The sequence below is a fragment of the Streptomyces sp. SID5785 genome, from assembly GCF_009870065.1.
GTDB lineage: Bacteria > Actinomycetota > Actinomycetes > Streptomycetales > Streptomycetaceae > Streptomyces.
This window is the reverse complement of the sequence record NZ_WWIA01000090.1, coordinates 1-2,265: the sequence shown is the minus strand read 5'-3', so window position 1 is coordinate 2,265 and position 2,265 is coordinate 1. Positions and strand designations below refer to the sequence as shown.

The following is a 2,265-nucleotide window of genomic DNA, read 5'->3' as shown; positions in this document are numbered from 1 at the left end:
TCAGTAGCGGGGACAGGATTTGAACCTGCGACCTCTGGGTTATGAGCCCAGCGAGCTACCGAGCTGCTCCACCCCGCGTCGGTGAACACCACCTTACGGGAAGCCCCCGACCAGCGCAAATTCCTTCCGCGTCGCCCAGGAGCAGGCCCGAGCAGGCCCTGCGCCGCCTACGCGGACAGCTCCTGGCGCAGGGCGTCGCGCAGCCGGGCGGCCCGCTCGGCGACCTCCGCAGGACCGAGCTCCACGGCGCGGGACGCCCACTTCTGGCCCTCCACGAGGTCGCCGCGGCGCGTGTGCAGCAGGGCGAGGCGTAGCGCGGCCCGGCCGTGCCCCGCGTCGGCCGCCCGGCGCCACCACAGGGCCGCCTCCGGCTCGCTGCCCTCGCGCGCGAGGAGCAGGCCGAGGTTGAACGCGCCGTTGCGCGAGCCGGCCTCGGCCGCCTCGCGGTACCAGCGCGCCGCCTCCACGACGTCCCCGCGCGCGGCGGCGAGCATGCCGACCCGCACCTGGGCGCGCCGGTGTCCGTGCTCGGCGGCCCGCTCGTACCACTCCTCGCACTCGCTGCGCCGGACGACGGGCTCGCCGAGCTCGTGCCGGGCCTCGGGCGGACGCCGCACGTCGAGCAGGGAGGCGAGCCGGTACGCGGCCTCGGCGCTGCCGCCGCCCGCCGCACACCGCAGGTTCCGCTCCGCGGCTCGCTCGTCGCCCTCGCGCAGCCGGGCGATGCCGACCTGGAGCGCGGCCTCGGTGTGCCCTCCCGAGGCCGCGCGCTCGTACCACTCGAGGGCCTTGGCCTCGGCCTCCTCGCCGGTGCGACCCGCGTAGAGGATGCCCAGGTTGAAGGCCGCGTCGACGCTGCCGGCCTCGGCGGCCTTGGAGAACCAGGGCTCGGCGCCGGTGGCGTCGCCGTGCTGGAGGAGCAGCACCGCGAGCGCGTTGGCCGCCTCGCGGTGGCCCGCGTAGGCGGCGCGGCGGTACCAGCTCTCGGCCTGCTGGACGCGCTTCTGCTCGGCGCACAGCAGGCCCAGGTTGTACGCGCCGTTGTTGTCGCCCGCGTCCATGGCCGCGCGGTACCAGCGCTCGGCGGTCTGCGTCTCGCCGCGCTGGGCGTGCAGGGCGCCCAGCGCGTTCGCCGCGTTCCCGTCGCCGTCCTGGGCGGCACGCAGCCACCACACGGCCGCGCTCTCCTCGTCGCCCGCGTCGCGCAGCAGGAAGGCGAGGGCGCAGGCCGCGCGCGGCTCGCCGTCCTTCGCCGAGGTCAGGTACCAGCGGCCGGCCTCCTTGAGGTCGCCGCGCTTCTCGAGGATGGAGCCCAGCTGGAGCGCGGCCCTGCGGTGTCCGCGCGCGGCGGCCTGCCGGTACCACTGCTCGGCCTCGGCGGCGGGGCTGCTCTCCTCCTCGGCGCCGAGCGGCCCGGCCGCGCCCTTGCGGTCCAGAGCGCGCGCGAGCCGGTAGGCGGCCTCGCGGTGACCGTGCTCGGCGGCGACGCGCATCCAGCGCTCGGCGCCCACGTCGCTGCGGTGCTCCAGGAGGTCGGCCAGTGCGTACGCACCGAGGGTGTGGCCCTGCTCGGCGGACTGGCGCAGCCAGTACTCGGCGGCGGGCTCGTCGCCGCGCTCGCGGTGGTGGCGGCCCAGGGCGTGCGCGGCCGGGGCGGAGCCGGCGACGGCGGCGATGCGCCACCATCCGGCGGCCTCGTCCGCGTAGCCGCGCTGGTGGAGGAGGACGCCCAGATTATTGGCGGCGGCGCGGTCGCCCTCGCCGGTGGCGCCCCGCAGCAGGGGCTCGGCCCCGTCGAGGTCGCCGCGGCGCAGCAGCATAGCGCCGAGGACGCTCATCGCCTCGACGTCGCCGGCCTCCGCGGCCAGCCGTCGGCGTGCTTCTTCCGCGGCCTCGGCCGGCTCCCCCATGTCCTCGGGGCCGGAAGGCTGCACAAACCGCCCTGTCTCCAACAGAGTTGCCTTGTCCCCCATAACGTCCATCGTCGCACCACCTGCAACCTGGGTACACCTGGAATACCGCAGCCCGTGAGGTCACTTCAGCGTTTTGTCGACATGCCCACAGAGAGATAAGTGAAACACAATTTCCTCAACTAGCCCCGGACGACGCAGCCTTCGCACATTCTTCGCACATGCCAGCGGCTCTTGACGTCCTGGGCTGTGACGCACCGAAGGCCCGGAAGCTGTTGCTTCCGAGCCTTCGATCATCAGTAGCGGGGACAGGATTTGAACCTGCGACCTCTGGGTTATGAGCCCAGCGAGCTAC

The 2,265-nt window shown here is 74.3% G+C and carries 1 protein-coding gene and 1 tRNA gene; both read right to left on the bottom strand.

Annotated elements, in window-relative coordinates; all coding sequences use genetic code 11:
• Positions 1 to 4: 4 nt before the first annotated feature.
• Positions 5 to 78, bottom strand: a tRNA-Met gene (locus GTW43_RS02900).
• Between the two features lie 89 nt (positions 79 to 167).
• Positions 168 to 1,982: a tetratricopeptide repeat protein gene (locus GTW43_RS02895; protein ID WP_161299976.1), complete on the bottom strand. Its 1,815-nt coding sequence runs from the start codon at positions 1,980 to 1,982 to the stop codon at positions 168 to 170.
• Between the last annotated feature and the right edge of the window lie 283 nt (positions 1,983 to 2,265).